The sequence below is a fragment of the Streptomyces graminofaciens genome, from assembly GCF_030294945.1.
In the GTDB taxonomy this organism is placed as follows: Bacteria; Actinomycetota; Actinomycetes; order Streptomycetales; family Streptomycetaceae; genus Streptomyces; species Streptomyces graminofaciens.
This window is the reverse complement of the sequence record NZ_AP018448.1, coordinates 11,153,535-11,171,805: the sequence shown is the minus strand read 5'-3', so window position 1 is coordinate 11,171,805 and position 18,271 is coordinate 11,153,535. Positions and strand designations below refer to the sequence as shown.

12 protein-coding genes are annotated in these 18,271 nt (G+C 68.8%); 6 read left to right on the top strand and 6 right to left on the bottom strand.

What is annotated here, in order from left to right:
• Nucleotides 1–30 precede the first annotated feature (30 nt).
• The 4 genes from SGFS_RS49305 (at nucleotide 31) to SGFS_RS49290 (ending at nucleotide 7,169) form a co-directional block, all read left to right on the top strand.
• Nucleotides 31–2,031, top strand: coding sequence for a hypothetical protein (locus SGFS_RS49305; RefSeq protein WP_286259314.1), 2,001 nt, complete (start codon nucleotides 31–33; stop codon nucleotides 2,029–2,031).
• Complete coding sequence (locus tag SGFS_RS49300) at nucleotides 2,028–5,135, top strand: RICIN domain-containing protein (RefSeq protein ID WP_286259312.1); 3,108 nt, start codon at nucleotides 2,028–2,030, stop codon at nucleotides 5,133–5,135. The genes SGFS_RS49305 and SGFS_RS49300 overlap by 4 nt, the downstream gene beginning before the upstream one ends.
• Before the next feature lie 151 nt (nucleotides 5,136–5,286).
• On the top strand, nucleotides 5,287–6,159 hold the full coding sequence (locus tag SGFS_RS49295; RefSeq protein WP_286259310.1) for an amidohydrolase family protein: 873 nt from the start codon (nucleotides 5,287–5,289) through the stop codon (nucleotides 6,157–6,159).
• Between the two features lie 29 nt (nucleotides 6,160–6,188).
• Nucleotides 6,189–7,169, top strand: coding sequence for an aldo/keto reductase (locus tag SGFS_RS49290; RefSeq protein WP_286259309.1), 981 nt, complete (start codon nucleotides 6,189–6,191; stop codon nucleotides 7,167–7,169).
• A 78-nt stretch (nucleotides 7,170–7,247) separates the two neighbouring features.
• On the opposite strand, the gene SGFS_RS49285 is transcribed toward SGFS_RS49290, so the two are convergent.
• The 5 genes from SGFS_RS49285 to mhpA are packed head-to-tail and all read right to left on the bottom strand — an operon-like array spanning nucleotide 7,248 to nucleotide 12,637.
• Complete coding sequence (locus SGFS_RS49285; protein WP_286259307.1) at nucleotides 7,248–8,006, bottom strand: EthD domain-containing protein; 759 nt, start codon at nucleotides 8,004–8,006, stop codon at nucleotides 7,248–7,250.
• A gap of 49 nt (nucleotides 8,007–8,055) precedes the next feature.
• Nucleotides 8,056–9,111: a maleylacetate reductase gene (locus SGFS_RS49280; RefSeq protein ID WP_286259306.1), complete on the bottom strand. Its 1,056-nt coding sequence runs from the start codon at nucleotides 9,109–9,111 to the stop codon at nucleotides 8,056–8,058.
• Nucleotides 9,108–9,977 carry a dioxygenase family protein gene (locus SGFS_RS49275; protein WP_286259304.1) on the bottom strand — a complete coding sequence of 290 codons (870 nt, stop codon included), beginning with the start codon at nucleotides 9,975–9,977 and terminating at the stop codon, nucleotides 9,108–9,110. Before SGFS_RS49275 ends, SGFS_RS49280 begins: the two co-directional genes overlap by 4 nt.
• Nucleotides 9,978–9,986: 9 nt before the next feature.
• On the bottom strand, nucleotides 9,987–11,084 hold the full coding sequence (locus SGFS_RS49270; protein WP_286259302.1) for an alpha/beta hydrolase family protein: 1,098 nt from the start codon (nucleotides 11,082–11,084) through the stop codon (nucleotides 9,987–9,989).
• The gene (mhpA, locus tag SGFS_RS49265; RefSeq protein WP_286259301.1) at nucleotides 11,081–12,637 is read right to left on the bottom strand and encodes a bifunctional 3-(3-hydroxy-phenyl)propionate/3-hydroxycinnamic acid hydroxylase MhpA; all 1,557 of its coding nucleotides are present in this window, start codon (nucleotides 12,635–12,637) and stop codon (nucleotides 11,081–11,083) included. The genes SGFS_RS49270 and mhpA overlap by 4 nt, the downstream gene beginning before the upstream one ends.
• Nucleotides 12,638–12,814: 177 nt before the next feature.
• Between mhpA and SGFS_RS49260 the strand changes: the two genes are divergently transcribed.
• The gene (locus SGFS_RS49260) at nucleotides 12,815–13,462 is read left to right on the top strand and encodes a TetR/AcrR family transcriptional regulator (protein ID WP_286259300.1); all 648 of its coding nucleotides are present in this window, start codon (nucleotides 12,815–12,817) and stop codon (nucleotides 13,460–13,462) included.
• A gap of 303 nt (nucleotides 13,463–13,765) precedes the next feature.
• On the opposite strand, the gene SGFS_RS49255 is transcribed toward SGFS_RS49260, so the two are convergent.
• A complete protein-coding gene (locus tag SGFS_RS49255) occupies nucleotides 13,766–16,066 on the bottom strand; it encodes an alpha-L-fucosidase (protein WP_286259299.1) in 2,301 nt (766 codons plus the stop codon).
• A gap of 396 nt (nucleotides 16,067–16,462) precedes the next feature.
• On the opposite strand from SGFS_RS49255, the gene SGFS_RS49250 reads away from it, so the two are divergent.
• Entirely contained in the window at nucleotides 16,463–17,902 is a 1,440-nt protein-coding gene (locus tag SGFS_RS49250) for an RICIN domain-containing protein (RefSeq protein WP_286259298.1), read from the top strand.
• Nucleotides 17,903–18,271 lie beyond the last annotated feature (369 nt).

Genomic DNA, 18,271 nt, shown 5'->3' with positions numbered 1-18,271 from the left:
ACCGCTCCTTCCCTCCCGAACGGAGACCCCATGCCCTTCAGCCCTGACGACCGTACGTCGGGCGGGGACGCCACAGCCTCCGGTGGCCCCGCGACCTTTCCCGGGGTGCGCGCCAGTGTGCCGCTGCTCGAACCTCCCGGCTGGGCCGTCTCCCAGCGGGCGCTGTTCGACCTGCTCGACCACGCCTGGCGCCGCTTCGCCCGTGACTTCACCGGCCCCGACGGACGCCTGACGTACGACGGCCGGCTCAGTACCCGGGACGGCGTGGACGACTTCTACGAGGTGTTCTTCAACTGGCCCCAGCTGTATCTGCTCGGCGGCGCCGACGACCTGCTGCAGGCGAGCGAGCACCACTGGGAGGGCGTCACCCGGCAGCTCACCGAACTGGGCATGCTCCACGACGAGTACGAGCGTGGCTACGACTGGTTCCACCAGGGTGAGAGCCTGCTCCTGCTCTACTTCCTGTGCATGGCCGCTCCCGACCGCTGGTCCGAGCGTGCCCTGCGCTTCGCCGAGTTGTACGTCGACCCGGCCAAGGGCAACTACGACCCCGAGCACCACATCATCACCCGACCGCACAACGGCAGCGACCCGGACCGTCAGGGGCTGTCCGAAGGGGACGCGTACCCCTGGCTGCCGTCGGAAGCACGTACCTACGGCTTCCCGCTCGACTGGATCCTGCCGGACGACGCGCCGCCTCACCCCCTGTCCGAGGATCCGCGGCTGGGGCAGGAGATGCGCGAGCGGATGGGCGTGGGCGACACCGCGGTCAACCTCGCCGCGGCCGGGCTCGTGCTCAACGCGTGGATCCTCTCGGGCGACCGGCGCTACCGCGACTGGATCGTGGAGTACGTCGGCGCGTGGCGGAAGCGAGCCGAGGCCAACGGCGGGATGATCCCGGACAACGTGGGGCCCGACGGTGTCGTCGGCAGCCTGCACGAGGGCCGCTGGTACGGCGGGCACTACGGCTGGTCCTGGCCGCACGGCTGGCACAGCGTGGGCCACGCCGCCTGTGTCGCGGCGCTGGCCGCGGCCACGGTCACCGGCGACGAGGACTACCTCTCCTTCGTCGGGGGCAGCCTCGACACGCTCCTGGAGCACGGTACGACGATGGCCTTCGCCGAAGCCGACTCCAGCCTTCAGTCCAAGTGGCTCGCCCAGCTCGGGCCGGACATCCACACCCCCACTCTGCACATCCCCTTCCGCCGCAACGACTCGGGGTGGTTCGACCACAACCCGGTCACCCCCGCCGTACCGGTGGCGCTGTGGCACCACACGGCCGCCCCGGCCGACCACGCCCGGCTGGAGCGGATCCGCGAGGGAAGCGGTATCGACTGGCGTACCGTTCGGCCCTTCCGGGCCAAGGAGGAGTCCGGGCACGAAGAGGCGTGGTTCGCCTTCCTCTCCGGCGACGATCCCGACTACCCGGAGCGGATCCTGGCCGCGGCCCAGGCCCAGGTCCGCCACCGCCTAGCCCGTATGGAGCGTTACCGCGACCTCGACGTGCCCGAGGCGGACATCCATCTGTGGCAGCAGTCGAACCCCGTCGTCACCGAGGCGCTCGTCCAGCTCACCTGGGGCGGCCCTCAGGTCCTCTACAACGGCGGTCTGCAGCAGGCCCGGGTGCGGTACCACGACGCCGATGCCCGTCGCCCGGGCCTGCCGCCGGACGTGGCCGCGCTGGTGACCTCCATCGCCCCCGAGTCGACCACCGTGGAACTGGTCAACCTCTCCCCCGAGTCGGCGCGGACGGTGCTCGTACAGGCCGGTGCCTTCGCCGAGCACACCATCCGCTCCGTGCGCTACACGACCTGCGGCGACGACTCATGGGTCGGGGACCTGTACGACTACGGGCACGGGGAACCGGTCGCCGCCGAAACCGAGATGCCCGTCGACGACAACGGGCTCAGGGTCCGGCTCCCCGCCTCCACCCGGATACGGCTCACCCTCCGGCTGGCGCTGCGCACACGGACACCCAGCTACGACACGCCCTTCACCAGCAGGCCCACGGACGGAAGGAACGCGACGTGAGGCGCATCGCCCAGACCATCAGACTCCGGCCCGAACGCCGGCGTGAGTACCTCGACCTGCACGCCACCGTCCCACCCGGCGTCGAGGCCGCGCTTCTGCGGGCCCACGTCCGCAACTACAGCATCTTCCTGCGCGGGGATGTCCTCTTCGCCTACTTCGAGTACCACGGCGAGGACTTCGACGCCGACATGGCGACCATCGGGGCCGATCCCGTTTCCCGCGAGTGGTGGAAGCTCACCGGCCCGTGCCAGGAACCGTGGCCCGATCGGGGCACCGGGGGCCAGTGGTCGGACCTGCCCGAGATCTGGCATCTCGGCGAGTCCGGCCCAGACGGCCCCGCTGACAGCGCAGAGGCATCCCCGGGGCCGCGGTCCACCGCCCCCTGTGCGACCTCGCGACCAAGAAAGGAGAACACCTTGATGAGACCCGCACGGTTTGTCATAGGAATGCTTCAGACGTTGCTGGTGGCATCGTTCGTGGTGCTGCCCGCGCAGTCGGCGTACGCGGCCGATGTCAACTTCTACGTCGATCCCACAGGCGGCAGCGACAGCAACTCGGGAACCAGTACGGCATCGGCCTTCAAGACGATCGAGAAGGCCCGCAACGCGGTCCGGACGGTCAACTCGGCCATGTCCGGTGACATCGTCGTGAACCTGCGCGGCGGTACCTACCCGCTCACCTCCACGGTCGACTTCACGACCGCGGACTCGGGCACCAACGGCCACTCCGTCATCTACAAGGCCTACGGCTCGGAAACACCGGTCGTCACCAGCGCCAAGACGATCACCGGCTGGACCTCGGCGAGCAACGGCCAGTACAAGGCCTCGGTCGGCGCCATCGACTTCCGCCAGCTGTACGTCAATGGTGTGCGCGCCACCCGCGCCCGCTACCCGGACGTCGGCTCGAACTTCCAGCTCCAGGCCAGCGACAAGACGGCCAAGACCCTGAAGGTCCTCAGCTCCCAGATCGCGGGCTGGGACCACTTCGACCGAGTCGAGATGGTGCTGCAACTGCAGTGGGCCGAGAACTACCTGCGGCTGAAGTCGTACACCAACAGCGGTGGCATGGCGGCCCTCTCGATCCAGGACCACGAGGCCGGCATCCTCTTCCAGCGACCGTTCCCGCTGCTGTCCAACGGCTCTCCCCTGCACTTCGAGAACGCCCGTGAATTCCTCACCGAGCCCGGTGAGTTCTACCTCGACAAGGACGCGCAGACGCTCTACTACCTCCCCCGGCCGGGGGAGACCATGACGTCGGCCACCGTGCAGGTCCCGACACTGCAGACCCTCTTCGACGTCAAGGGCGACAGCCTCGGCTCTCCTGTCCACAACCTGCGGTTCTCCGGCATCACCTTCACCCAGACCAACTGGACCGAGGCGAGCGACAACGGCCTGCTCAACGGCCAGGGCGGCAACTACAACATCTCCGCCGATCCCACCAACAAGCAGTACGTCAACCGCCCGCCGGCCGGTGTCTACGCCGCGAACGCCGACAACCTGTCCTTCACCGGCAACACCTTCACCAAGATGGGCTCGACCGCCCTGGACCTGCACCACGGCGTCCACGACTCCGCCGTGACCGGCAATGTCGTCCAGGACATCTCGGGCAACGGGATCATGGTGGGCAAGTTCTCGGATCCCGACGTCGAGTACCACACCGTGTACAACCCGCCCGCCTCACCCGCGGGCGAGGACGCACGCGAGGTCGTCAGCGGTGTCACCGTCACCAACAACCTGATCACCCACACCGGTCAGGACTACTACGGCACCGCAGGCATCAACGCGGGCTTCGTGCACGGCACCACCATCGACCACAACGACATCTCCGACTCCCCGTGGGCCGCGATCTCCCTGGGCTGGGGCTGGCAGTCGGCCGCCAACGCGCTGGGTGACAACTCCATCAGCTACAACCGCATCGCCAACGTCGAAACGATGCTGTGCGACACGTCGGGCATCTACCACCTCTCCAACGACCCCGGCACGGTGATCAACAACAATTACATCCACGATGTGGTTCGCACACCCACCGCGTGCTCCTCGGGCGTGGGCGGCATCTATCTCGACGAGGGCTCGAGCAACATGACCGTTGCGAACAACGTCCTGTCGAACAACACCGACTTCATCATCCGCAACGCCAACGGCCCCAACGTCACCCTCTCCAACAACACGACCACCGGAACCGCGGTGATGCAGGCCTCGGGTCTGCAGTCGGCCTACCGCGGACTGCTGGCGAAGATCAATCTCGCCTACGGCAAGACGGCCACCGCGTCCTCCGTCTTCAACTCCGGCTGGGCGCCGCCCAAGGCCAATGACAACGACCCGGCGACCGGCTGGTCCCCCACCGGTAGCGACACCTCGGCCTGGTGGCAGGTCGACCTCGACAGCGCGTACCAACTCGGCCAGTTCTCCTTCACCACCCGCCAGGACATCGACCAGCCGGAAACCCGCAGCAACTTCGAGATACGAGGCTCAAACGACCCCAGCTTCGCCGACTACACGGTGCTGGGACGCCAGGACGCCGCGACCCTCCCGTACACCTCGACGCTGACGGCCAAGATCGACGCACGACAGAAGTTCCGGTACGTGCGGGTCGCCAAGACCGACGGCGCCTACTTCTACATCGACGACTTCAGCGTGCAGCAGGCCGGCACCGCGCTGGAGAACTCGGGCACCACACCGTCCTTCAACGCGTCGACTTACTACACGATCAAGAACGTCAACAGCGGTCTGCTGGCCGACGTCTACCAGGCTGCGACCACGGACAACGCCAACGTGATCCAGTGGCAGAGCAACTCGGGCACCAACCAGCAGTGGAACATCGTGCGGGTCAGCGGCAACCTCTACAAGATCGTCAACCGCAACAGCGGCAAGGTCCTGGATGTCGCCAACGGCTCCCGTGCCAAGGGCGCGGCGCTCATCCAGTACACCTACAACGGTGGCAACAACCAGCTCTGGTACTTCGAGTCGACCAGCAGCGGATACGTCATCCGCAACTTCAAGAGCAAGCAGGCCTTGGAGGCCTCGGGCGGCTCGACCGCCAACGGGGCAGCGCTCGACCAGTGGACACCGCTGAACCAGAGCAACCAGCTCTGGACGATCCAGTGACATTCCGTGTGTGAGGCGACGGCCCCTCGACGGCCGGCAGGTCAGCTGCCGGCCCGACGGGGCCGTCGTCACAACCAGCGCCCTCCCACGACCGCCGCCCAGCCGCCCCGCCGCCCCGCCGCCCCGCCGCCCCGCCGCCCCGGAGCCTCCCATGCCCGAGCCCGACGCCTCCGCCCTCGTCGACGCCCATCACCACCTCTGGAATCTCGAGCGACGTCCGCAGCCATGGCTCGACGAACCGGCCCTCGCGCCGATCCGACGTTCCTTCACGCTCGCCGACCTGGCCGCGGACACGACCCGCGCGATCGCCGGTCACCGGCTCCGTACCACCGTGGTCGTGCAGTGCCTGACCTCCCTGCCGGAGACCGAGGAACTCCTCGTCCTCGCGGAACGGGAACCGCTCGTCGGCGCCGTCGTCGGCTGGACCGATCTCACCGATCCCGGGATCGGTGACACTCTCGACGCTCTTCTCGCCGGGCCGGGCGGCCCGTACCTGCGGTCACTGCGCCACCTCGTCCAGGGCGAATCCGCCCCCGGTTGGCTGCAACGCCCCGACGTGACTCGGGGCCTGCGGGCGGTACTTGAGCGCGACCTCGCCTATGACGTGCTGGTCTACGCGCACCAGCTGCCGTCGGCCGTCAAGCTCGCCGAAGACCATCCGGATCTCCCGCTGGTACTCGACCACGCCGGCAAGCCGTCCGTCGCGGACGGCGAACTCGGCGAGTGGGAGCGGCAGATACGGCGGCTCGCGGCCCAGCCCCAGGTGACGTGCAAGGTGTCCGGGCTCGTCACCGAGGCGGACTGGGCAGCGTGGACGACCGGCGACATCCGTCCCGTGTGGGAGGTGCTGCTGTCCGCCTTCGGGCCCGAGCGGCTCATGTTCGGGTCCGACTGGCCACTGTGCCAACTCGCCGGAGGCTGGGGCCGCTGGGCCGCCACTGTCGAGGAACTGCTCCAGGACTGCTCCCCCGGCGAGCGCGCAGCGGTGCTGGGAGGCACCGCCACCCGCTTCTACCGTCTGTGAGCCCACCCGACAGCCCGACAGAAGGACACATGAGATCTCGTAAGATCCCGAACGCCCCGCTGGAACTCACCGAGTTGGGCTTCGGCACATCGGCCATCGGGAACCTCTACCGCGTCACCCCGGACCCCGACGCGGCAGCCGCGCTCGCAGCGGCATGGGACGCGGGTATCCGGTACTTCGACACCGCCCCCCACTACGGGCTGGGTCTCGCAGAGGCAAGGCTGGGCGCCTTCCTCCTCGGTCGGCCGCGACAGGAATACGCGGTCTCCTCCAAGGTCGGACGACTGCTCGTCCCCAACGAACACCCGCGAGGAGTCGACACCGAAGGGTTCGCCGTACGGGACGACCTGCGCAGGGAGTGGGACTTCAGCAGAGACGGAGTGCTGCGCTCCATCGAGGAGACACTGCGACGCACCGGCCTGGACCGGCTGGACATCGTGTACCTCCATGACCCCGACGACCACTGGCGGCAGGCGGCGGAAGAGGCCATGCCCGCGCTCGCCGAGTTGCGGGATCAGGGCGTCGTGGGTGCCATCGGCGCCGGAATGAACCAGTCGGCGATGCTCGCGCGGTTCCTCCGGGAAACCGCCGCCGACGTGGTGATGTTGGCGGGCCGCTACACCCTCCTCGACCAGTCGGCCCTGGACGACGTCCTGCCGGCGGCCGAGGCGATGGGCAAGGGCGTTGTCGCGGCCGGGGTGTTCAACTCGGGGTTGCTCGCCGCGGAACGGCCCGCGGCAGGACTCAAGTACGACTACCGCGACGCCCCGCCGGCCGTCGTGGCCCGCGCCTCGGCCATCGCCGAGCTGTGCGACGATCACGGCACGACGCTCCCGGCCGCCGCGATCGTCTTCCCCCTCACCCACCCCGCCGTCGTCAGCGTGACTCCGGGTATGGGAACGGCGGCCGAGGTGACGCGGAACGCGGCACTGCACCGCGAGGGGGTGCCTCGAGAACTCTGGGCGGAACTGCGTGCCCGAGGTCTGTTGCGTGGGGATGCGCCTCTCTGATCTTCGAGGCGCCATGCGCGCCCTGGGGCGGGCGTCCACAGTGCCGGCTGCAGGCCTACGACGATCCGTCCTACGAAGTCACGACGCGGCGCCTCCGTCGGCCAGGTCGTCGAAGATCACGACCTCACGGGTGAGGAGGAAGAAGGACAGCGAGGGCTGGAAATGCGCACCGCGCTTCTCCGCGTGCCCGGCCAGGGCCTCCTGCCAGGCGCGGAAGCCGGTCAGGGCCTCCACCTCGTCGAACCACAGGGCGGAGTAGGCGTCGTACGCGGGCTGCTCCGACACGCCTCCGAAGTACGCGGCCATGCCGTCCCCGGGGAGGGCCGTGTTCCACTCATGGCCGCGCACGTACCGGGCGGGCCCGGCCGGGTCGGCGAGCAGGTCCTCGTACGTCCGTCGCAGGCCCTTCTGGAAGGCCTCCGGGGCGAGCCCGTCGGCGGCCTTGAGGAAGTGGAGGATCTTCACCTTGCCGGTTGCGGATCGGGGCGCCTCGGCCTCGCTCTCCTCGACGAGCAGGCTGAGTGCGGCCGGCTGGTCGCTGAAGTTGACCGCGTCCGGGCCGACGACCTCGCGCGAATACGGGGCCGCGAAGGTCTGCCCCATGGATTCGAGGTCGTCGAAGTACAGCTCGGTCACGGAGTCTCGAGGCAGCTTCACCTGGTAGCCCACGTCCCCGAGCGCCCCGTAGGCGCCGTCGAGCACGTGGTTCTGGACGTACTTGCGCACGGTCAGCTTGTCGGCGAGAGCTATCCCGCCGTGCACCTTCTCGATGTACTCGGCGAACTCGGCGTGCGTCATACCGGGACGCCGCCGTACGGCGGCCACCAACTTGATCATTTGACTCTCCGGGTGTGGTGATGTGTGGCAGATGTCCGTGAAGGCCCGCTCAGGGTGCGAGGGTTCCCTTCAGTGCGTCCGAGAGGAGGAAGCGGAGGGCTTCTTCGGTGACCGGCCGTGGATTGGCGTAGGGATGGGCCTGTGCCTGGACGGTGATCTCGTCGAAGTCGCCCTCGGTCAGCCCTAGTTCGGCCAGGGATCGGGGGGCGCCGAGTTCGGCGGATGCTCGCGCGAGGTGCTTCGGTACGTCGTCCGTGGCCAGCGCGCGGCGCAGGGCCTGCTCGGCGGCCGGTGCGGCGGGGAGGTTGAAGGCGGCCACGTACGGGAGCAGGACGGTGTGGGTGGCGGCGTGGGGCAGGTCGAAGGTGCCGCCCAGGATGTGGCACAGCTTGTGGTGGAGCGACATGGTCGTGGCCCCCAGGCACGCCCCGCACAGCCACGCTCCACGCAGCGCGTCGACGCGGGCACGCATGTCGCCGGGGTCGGCGGCGATGGTCGGCAGTGCTGCGGCGATCGAGCGCGCCCCTTCCTCGGCCATCAGCGACACGATCGGCGAGGCGTCCGGCGCGTACAGGGCTTCCACGGCATGGGCGATGGCGTTGAATCCGCTGGTCACCGACACGTCCACGGGGAGGCCGACGGTGAGTTCGGGGTCGTAGACCACGCTGCGGGGCAGGACGGCCCGGTCGCGGCCGGTGCGCTTGCGACCGTCCTCGGTGAGTCCCCATACGGTGGTCATCTCCGAGCCGGCGTAGGTCGTCGGCACACTGATCACGGGCAGGCCTGAGCTCAGGGCGATCGCCTTGCCCAGGCCGATGGTGGAGCCGCCGCCGATGGCCAGGCAGCCGTCCGCGTCCGCGTCGCGCGCGGCCGCGCGGGCCGCTTCGGCGACTTCGACCGGCACGTGCATCCGCGCTTCGGTGAACAGCCCGACGCACGCGTCGCCCAGCAGGGCGGCCGCGTGCTCGGCGAGAGCGCGCTGGCCGGGGGTGGACAGCACCAGCAGCCGCCGCAGGCCCAACCGCTCGGCCTCCTGGGGCAGTCGGCGCAGGCTTCCGGCGCCGAAGACCACCCGCATCGGCAAGGCCTCGTAGGTGAAGGTCATCGTGCCGACTCTGCTTCCGGGGCCAGCACGATGTCGAACCTGGCGTGTGTGAAGGGCACGCTCACGCCGAAGCGCTCGGCCTCCTGCTCCTCGTACGACTCGGTGAAGTCGGTGATCAGGCCCCGCTTGACCGCGAAGACCGCGTCGGAGTCGACGTACGGGCTGCCCGCGACGAACGCGTGGGTGGTGACCGGCAGGTGGTGACCGGCACTCGCGACGAAGTGGATGTGGGCGGGCCGGTAGGGGTGCCGGCCGGTGGCTTCGAGGAGGCGGCCGACGGGTCCGTCGGTGGGTATCGGATAGTGGGAGGGGACGACGGTACGGAACCAGTAGCGGCCCTCGCCGTCCGTACGGAACAGTCCGCGGCCGTTTCCCGGTGGCTGTACGTCGGGCTGTTGCACGTCGTAGAAGCCGTCCTCGGTGCACTGCCACACGTCGAGTTCGGTGTCCGGCAGCGGCGTGCCGTCGGCGGCGAGCACGCGGCCGGACACCACACACGGGCGGCCGGTGCCGAGGAGGTCGATGGAGTCGCCGAGCTCGCGGCGGGGCGACTCGGTCATGTGGAAGGGGCCGAGGACGGTGCTCTCGGTTCCCTCCTCGGCCCCGTTCAGGGTCTCGACGAGCATGGAGACGCCCAGGACGTCGGAGAGCAGGACGAACTCCTGGCGGGTGTCGTCGCACGTCTGACCGACGGCGGTGAGGAAGCCGATCGCGGCTTCCCATTCCTCCATCGTGGGTTCGATGTCCCGCACGAAGTCATGGAGGTGGCGGGTCAGACTCTCCATGACCTGGCGCAGCCGCTGGTCCTTGGTCTCCCGGAAGCTCTCCACCACCGCGTCGGTGGCGGTCTCGACGGTGAAGTCCACTTGGTGTTCCTAACGTTTCGGGGTGGCTCGGCCGGCGAGGAGGTCGCTGAACCAGTCACCGGTGAGCGCGTCGCGTTCGGCCGCGTGGTTGTAGAGGGTGTGCTCGCCGTCGGGCCAGATCCGCACCTTGGAGGTGGCGGGGTCGGCGGCGCGGAGGAACGGCTCCTGGTCCTCGTAGCGGGCCAGGGGGTCGCGGCCACCGTGCAGCAGGAGGAGCGGGCAGCCGATGTGGTGCTTGTCCGGGTCGAAGCGCAGGCCGTCCATGACCTCCGTCACCCGGTCCAGGTCGTCGGTGCCGACCACGGCGGCCATCTGCTCGCGGGCGGTACGGAATTCCGGGATGGTCGGTACGGCTGGAGCACCGTTGACGACCACCGCGCCGACGCGCGGATCGACGGCGGCCAGGTGGGCGGCGAACAGGCCGCCGAAGCTGACGCCCTGGACGCCGATGGCACCGGCGAGGCGGGGATCGGCCTCGACCAGGTCGACGAAGCGGGCAAAGCCGTCAGTGACTCGCTCGTCGACGTACAGCCCGTGCCCCAGCCGCGACTCGCCCTGGCCGGGGCCTTCCGCCAACAGACAGGCCAGGCCGCGCTCGGTGTACGCGTCGGCGATGGGCAGATACGCGGCTCCCCAACCGCTCAGACCGCCCCACACGATGACGGTGGCCCGGGGCGGTGCGTCCTCCGGCAGGCACAGCCAGCCGCCGAGGACGCCGCCGCGGTGAGTGACCTCCACCCGCTCCACGCCGGGTGCGAGAGCTGCGGTCGCGGCGGTGTGCCGGGCATACAGCTCCCGCTTCTCAGGGGTGTCCCTCTGGTACGCCATCTGCGCGAACATCAGGGCCGCGGAGGCGAACCGGCGCGCCTGCCGGGCGGTGGTGCTGTGCCCCGCGGCCTCCGCCGACCGCGCGCGCTCCAGTTGTACGTCGGCGACCAGCGCGGCGGCATCCTGCCACGGGATTCCGGCAATGGTGTCGGCGAGCAGTCGTCGGGCGTCGGCGGGGTCCATGCCACAGTCGGTGAGCCGGGTGAAAGGCATGGCCCGGTGCTGGGCGGCGACCAACGGCGGCAGCTCGGCCCCCACTTGGGGATCTCCGTTCGTCATACGGCCGCACCCACTGTTCCGGACAGCGCGGCGTCGAGGTCGTCCACCAAAGTGCCCAGGCCCGCGGTGTCGACCGCCGTACCGAACAGCACGAAGTCGGGACGCGCCAGATACGCGACCGCGCCGAGCAGGTGGAGGTACTCGTGGTGCCGTCCGTCGAGGTCCTCGACCGTGTCGAGGGCGACCACGGCGCAGCCCAGGCGCTCCAACCGGGCGAGCCGCTCAGGCCCCAGGGCATCGGCGGGATCCTCGGTGGTGACCAGGGTGAAGCCGTATCCGGTCAGGTCGTCGAGGCGTCCGGTGCGGCCGTCGGGCAGACGGATGCGGCCCTGGGGGGTGAGGGTGCCCACCGGCGTGCCGGCTTCCTTGCGCAGCACCCCGCCGCTCAGCGGCGGGAACGGCGGCGGCGGGGGCACCTTGCCGGCGAAGAAGGCCGCGTCCCGGGCCGCGGCGGCCTCGGTGTCGTGCGTGTTGGCGACCTTGCCCAGGCCGATCGCCGCGTGGGTGATCGCCGTGACGTGCGGGCGGCGCTCGCTCTCGTAGGTGTCCAGGAGTGCGTCGGGTGCCAGGCCGCCGAGGACGAGGTGGAGTTTCCAGGCGAGGTTGGTGGCGTCGCGCAGGCCGCTGCACGCGCCCTGGCCGAGGTACGGCGGCATGGTGTGGGCGGCATCGCCGGCCAGGAAGACCCTGCCGGTGCGCCAGCGGGTGGCGATGCGGGCCTCGAAGCCGTAGACCAGCTGCCGGATGATCCGCACGTCCTCCGGGCCGAGGTCGTGGTACTCGCGCAGGAGCCGCCAGGAGGTCTCCGGAACGGTCATCTCCTCGCGGGTCTCGCCCGGCAGCAGGGCGAACTCGAAGCGCTGACGCGTCGCGCCGATGTTGATGGTCATGTGCCCGCGCGCGGGGTCGCAGTACTGGGTGCCGTATGCGAACTCCGGGGGCTGGGGGCGCAGCCACTCGGCGTCCACGTTGACCCACTGCTCGTTGAAGCCGAAGTCCTGGCGCTCCACGCCGAGCAGTTCACGGATCCCGCTGCGGCTGCCGTCGGCGGCGATCACATAGCGGGCCCGGACGGTGTCGTGCGGTCCGTCCGCGCACATGGCGTCGGCGTTCCAGCCGCGCAGACGCAGGTTGACACCGTCGTCGTCCTGGTCGAGGCCGGTGACCGCCCAGCCCTGACGGACGTCGACCGTGCCGTAGCCGCGCAACCGCTTGTCGATCGCGCTCTCCACATCCGGCTGATACATGGAGATGTGATCCGGATACCCCATCGGGCCATCGGGGTTCGCCGGGATGTTCACAAGGTTCTCGCCCTTGCCGTTGACCCACACGTACTGGCACAGCGACGAGTCACACAACGCTTCGTCGACATCACCGGCCGCCTGCACGGTCCGGGCGGTCTCGTCGTCGATGTGGGTGAGTCTGGGCAGCCCGTACAGAGCGGGCCAGCGCTCACAGACCACCACCCGGTGGCCGAGCCGGCCGAGCAGGGACGCGGCGGTGAGGCCTGTCGGCCCGTAGCCGACGACGGCGATGTCGTAGAGGGGAGCCATGAGACACCTCCAGGAACAGCCCCGCGCCGTTGCGAGGGGTGAGGTGGGAAGAGAGGGGGGCACGGCTCGACCTTGCGCGCCGAGGCCCATATGTGAAGTGCAATTCACATTGCATGCGAGTGGAGATTCACATACTCGCCGGATGGACGTCAAGAGGTAGGTCGATAAACTGCGTGAGTGACCGAGTCCTCCACCGGCAGACCTGCCGCTTTCCAGGAACGCAGCCGCCGTTCGCAGCAGGACATCCTGCAGGCCGGGTACGCACTGCTCGAAGAGGGCGGAGCGGACGCGCTGACGGTGGCCGCCGTCGCCGAGCGGGCAGGCATGGCGGTCGGCAGCATCTACCGACGGTTCGGCGACAAGGAAGGCCTCCTGCTGGCCATCCAGCGCGCCTTCACCGAGAATCTCCAGGCCGGGATCACGGCACGCATGTCCGCGGAGCGATTGCGCATCCTGCGCGACCCAGCCGTGGCGGTCGCCGAGGCGGTGGGCGCGATCACCGACAGCTTCCAGGCGCACGAGGCCCTGCTGCGCGTCTTCCTGCTGCTCGGCACCCGGCACGAGGCGGTACGGGCCGAGGGCTCCCGCGTCAGCATCGAGGGCAATCGCCATTTCACCGAGGCACTGCGTCACGCACCTGTCGCGCATCCCGACCCCGAGGCCGCGCTGGACTTCGCGTACCGCCTGATCTACGCCACGGTCGCGCACCGCATCACCCAGGGCGAGTTCCTGGAGTCCGACCGCCCGCTGCCCTGGAACGAACTGCGCAGCCACCTCCAGACCGCGGTCGTCTCCTACCTCCTCGACGCCCCGGAAGGCCACTGAGCCCGGGCTCACCCTTCACAGAGAGGTGCGCGCACAGCCCTTGACGGGCGATGCGGGTGTATGTGAGCTTTCCCTCCAGCTTTATGTGATCCCTAGTTCACATCTGGAGGTTTGGCGGGCCCCGAATTTGGTTGGCGTTCGGCGAGGACGAGGTCTGCGGGGGCCCGGGGGATCACTGCCGGGAGGGCGATGAGCATGGCCGCGCGCTCCTGGGCGGCCATGACGCCAGGCGGCGCGGCCCCCTGACCGTGAGGGCCAGGGGGCCGCGCCGCAGGGGCACGGGCCCCCTCGCCGCGAACGCCGTCACAGGGCGATGAGCTGCCAGTCCTGGTTCGCCCCGTCGGTGGTGGGCCACTGGATGACCTTGACACCGTCCGCCGTGGAGGCGTCCTTGACGTCGGCGCACCATCCGTTGCGGACGTTGACCAGTCGGTAGTAGCCGCTGGTCTGGGAGGGGACCAGCTTCCACCACTGGTTGTCGCCGCCGTCGTCGGTCGACTGGTCCAGGGGCGCGCCCTGGGTGGAATCGTCCGGGCTCTCCAGGACCTTGCCGCTGCGGACGTTGACCAGCCGGTAGGAGCCGTCGGCATTCGGCAGCAGCTTCCACTGCTGGTTGGTGCCGCCGGTCGAGGGCCACTGGATGATGGCGGCGCCGTCGGCGCTGGAGGCGTCGCTGACGTCCATGACCTTGCCGCTCTTGCGGTTCACCAGCCGGTAGGTGCCCAGATCCGCGGTGAAGGGCCGGTCGTAGACCTCCAGGCTGCGGATGGACGCCCATACTGTGGCAGGGAGCCCGGTGACCGTCACCCGTACGTAGCGGGCCTGCGCCCGGAAGGCGGAGACCTGCACCTGGCTGGTGCTGGTGGTGGCGGTGCGGTCGGCGAGGGTGGTCCAGGTGCTGTTGTCGGTGGAGCCCTCGATCCGGTAGCGATAGTTCGTCGCGTCCAACTCCCAGGCGATACGGGTGCCGGTGAGGGACTTGGTGGTCCCCAGGTCCACCTTCAGCCAGTGTCCGGTGTTGCCGTTGTTCGCGCACCAGCGAGTCGCGGTGGATCCGTCCACGGCCTTCGCCGCGGTGTTTCCCTTGGAGGTCTCCTCGCTGCCGGCCGTGGCCGTCCTGCCGGCGGCGATGTCGGCGGGCTGAACCGGGCGGTCCAGGGTCACCCCGACGACGCTGTCCTCGGGGATGCGGGTGCGGTTGATGCCGGTGATCGTCACCTGCCCTTCCGCGTCCACGGTGTACGACAGGTCGGCACCAGACGCGACGTCGATGACGCCGGTCACGTTCGCGTCCCCGATCGAGGGTGTGGTGAAGCTGGTGCCGCTGTAGCCGGGCAGCAGGTGGATGTAGAAGGTGCTGCCCTTGGACGTGTAGCCGTACCGGCCGTCGACAGGCTGCCAGGGGCCGCCGCTGGTGCCGTAGACGGCCTCGCCGCAGGTGGTCATGAAGGAACCGATCCGGCGCACCAGGTCGGCCTGGGCGGTGGGCACCACGCCGGTGCGGTCCGGACCGACGTTGACCAGGCAGGTCATGTTCCGCACCCAGGCGTTGACCAGGATGTTCATGGCCGTGCCGAAGCCCATCACGCTCGCGCCGGCCTTGTAGCCCCAGGCACCGCCGATGGTGAAGCACTTCTCCGCCACCTTGCCGGTACGGATCGCACCGGACGGGACGGAGGGGCCCTCCTCGCTGGTGAAGTCGCCGATCCAGCCCGAACGCAGGGTGGTGACGATGTCCGGCTGGTGCTTGCGCACCAGCCCGGTCAGGCCCAGCAGCTTGCCGGTGACGGGGTCGGTCTCGCTGTAGGCGGAATCCACCGGCCACTCGTTCGCCGGGTCGCGGAACTTGCCGGGCTCCCAGAAGAAGGCGGCGGCCGCGTCGGAGCCCTGCTGGCCGAGCCAGCCGCCGTCCCACCACAGGTCGTCGATCTTGCCGTACTGGGTGACCAGCTCCCTGACCTGTTGGTACAGCTCGTTCTTCATGATCCGCGCGTTCTCCTTGTGCGCGGGATCCGTGGTGTAACCCCACTTGTTGGGCAGGCAGTTGGTGCCGTGGACGTCGTAGTAGCCCGGGTAGCGCCAGCTCAGCGGCGAGATGTACAGGCCCACCTTCAGCCCGGCATCGCGTACGGCGGTGACGTACTGGCCGATGAAGTCCTTCTGGAGCGGGGCCTGCCCGGCGTGCCAGGCATTCGGGTGGGTGGACGGCCACAGTGCGAAGCCGTCGTGGTGGCGGGCCGTGAGCACCGTGTACTTCGCGCCCATGTCCTTGGCCAACTGGGCCCAGTCGGCCGGGTTGTAGGCGGTGGCGGTGAACTGCTCGCCGGTGGCGTCGGTGACGTACTTCTTGTAGTTCTCCGGGGTGATGGCGGCGTTCTCCATGTACCACTCGCCCTTGGCCGGGCCGGAGTAGACACCCCAGTGGATGAACATGCCGAGCTTGGCGTCCTGCAACCACCGGATCTTGTCGTCCGGCTGCTGTTCGACACCCAGGTCGAGCTTCGGGATACGCAGCGGGGGGAGCGGGAGCGGCTGGGGAGCGGCGGCGTATGCGGGGGTCGCGAGTGTGGGAGTGATGGCCGCGGCGGCCGTCATGGCCGCCATGCCGACAAGCACTCTTCGGCGAGTGATCGGCTGTGACAAGGTCTTCTCCTGACTGTCCGCAAGACAGCACACAGGTGCTGCGGCTCAGCGTCGGGGCCGAACAGATCGGATGCGTCACCACGGAGACGGCGAGACACAGGGGAGCCGTACGGAAGCGTGTGTTTCACCTAGGTGACATCGGATGTATTAATCAGCAACAGACCTTGTCATGTCTAGGGGGTAGACGAAAGCTCGCACAAATCGCGGACTGTCGGATCAGAGAGACGACGCGACCCCGAAGACATCGGATGTGTAATTGAGATCAGGTCGTTGACGAAGCCTCGTTTCCCACCTACCGTCCTCAAACGGAGTCGCACACAACCAAACAATTCACAAGCCTCATTGAGGTGAACCCAGATGCTCCGACGCGCCCTCACCTATGTGTTGGCCGCCCTCCTGAGCCTGACCGCACTTCTTGTCACCGGCTCCCCCGCCCAGGCGGCCACGGTCACCATCACCAACCCCACCCAGTTCACCGACACCAGCGGCACCGTCGTCCACGCCCACGGCGGCGGGGTGATCAAAGTCGGCTCGTACTACTACTGGTTCGGCGAGAACCGCAACGCCGACAACACCTTCAGAGCCGTCTCCGCCTACCGCTCGTCCGACCTGAAGACCTGGGAGTTCAGACGCAACGTTCTGACCCAGGCCAGCGACCCGGAGCTGGCGGTCGCCAACATCGAGCGGCCCAAGGTCGTCTTCAACTCCACCACCGGCAAGTTCGTGATGTGGATGCACAAGGAGAACGGCACCGACTACAACCAGGCTCGCGCCGCCGTCGCCGTCTCCGACACCATCGACGGCGACTACACCTGCAAGGGCAGCTTCCGGCCGCCGACCGGCACCACGTCCCGCGACATGACCCTGTTCAAGGACGACGACGGCACGGCGTACCAGATCACCTCCGCCGCCGGCAACGCCGACCTGCAGATCTGGAGACTCACCGCCGACTACACGGCCTACGACCGTCTGACCGCCAACCCCTGGGCCGGTACCTTCCGTGAGGCTCCGGCGCTGTTCAAGCGCGACGGCGTCTACTTCATGCTGACCTCCGGCAACAGCGGCTGGAAGCCCAACCAGCAGAAGTACGCCACCGCCACCAGCGTCGCCGGCCCCTGGACGGCCATGACCGAGATCGGCGACGACACCGGCTACGGCTCCCAGACCACGTTCGTGCTGCCCGTCCAGGGCACCACGGGCACCTCGTACCTCTACCTGGGCGACCGCTGGGGCAACTCCATGGGCGGCACGGTCAACGACTCGCAGTACGTCTGGCTCCCGCTGACCTTCCCCACCCGGACCACCATGAACATGCCGTGGTACCCGCAGATCGCCATCGACACCGAGGCCGGCACGGTCACCGGCGCGGGCGGCGGCCCCTACTACAACCTGGTGGCACGGCACAGCGGCAAGTGCCTCGACATCTCCGACAACTCCGCCGCCGACGGCGCGGCCGCCCTCCAGTACACCTGCAGCAGCGGCATCAACCAGCAGTGGCGGCTCAAGGACACCGGCAACGGATACGTCCAGGTCCTCGCCCAGCACAGCGGCAAGTGCCTCGACGTCGCGGGCAACTCCACCGCCGACGGCGCCTTCGTCAACCAGTACCGCTGCACCACCGGCACCAACCAGCAGTGGCAGTTCCAGGACCAGGGAGGCGGCTACTACCGGCTCGTCGCCCGGCACAGCGGCAAGTGCCTCGACGTGAAGGACGCGTCCACCGCCAACGGAGCCCGCCTCATCCAGTGGCCCTGTGGCACCGGCACCAACCAGCAGTTCCAGCGGCGCGCGGCGTGACGATGTCCGGGTGCGTACGGAAACATCCGCACCCGGACGCTCGCTCCTGCCGGACCGAACACATCCTATGTATAGCGTGGTTCAGTCCTACCGCTCGACATGCATACCAGCCTCGATCCCCATGTTGATCTGGGTTGATCCGGGATATTTCTGCCACGGCTCTAGACGGACCGACGACCGGTAGCCGTTAATACATCCGATGTTGCTCCGCCGGACACACGCTGTGTGTACGGCCGGTCGTGACACCGCGCACTGTCCTGCGAGCCGCCAGGAAAAGACCTCGTCAGAGCCGATCACGCACCGTCGGAGCGCCGCCTTACCCGTGGGTTCACGCCCCTGTCCACCTGCCCCGCGCCGAAGCCGGAGCCC